1 pseudogene is annotated in these 383 nt (G+C 65.3%); it reads right to left on the reverse strand.

The window, feature by feature from the left end:
• Positions 1-311 (reverse strand): annotated as a pseudogene (locus U5A52_RS43135) (EmrA/EmrK family multidrug efflux transporter periplasmic adaptor subunit); the annotation flags it as partial.
• Between the last annotated feature and the right edge of the window lie 72 nt (positions 312-383).

Below are 383 nucleotides of genomic sequence, written 5' to 3' on the forward strand. Positions count from 1 at the left end.
TCCTTCACGATCTGCGTGTCGTCGGCATTGACGGCCACCACCGTGCCCGTGACCTGCGGCGTGAGCTGCACGAGATTGCCGTTCACATAGGCGTCGTCGGTCGACTCGTGAAAGCGGCCTTCCGTGAAGTAGTACGCCCCATACGCCGCGCCCGCAATCAGGGTGACGGCGCCGAGCAGCGCGATCAGGCGCTTGCGGCGGCCGGGGGGCGTGGGCGCTTTGTCCTCGTGCGCCGGGGCCGCTTGCGCGCCGCCTTTCTTCTCGTCGCGTTGATCCACCGCCTCGCGGTCGGTCGTGATCGTTTCGCTCATTTCAGTTCTCCTGACGGGTTTGCAAACATGCCGTTCAACGTGCGGCGGCAATAACGGAATGGGCTTGGGGAG

The organism is Paraburkholderia sp. J8-2 (assembly GCF_905220195.1).
Classification (GTDB): Bacteria; Pseudomonadota; Gammaproteobacteria; order Burkholderiales; family Burkholderiaceae; genus Paraburkholderia.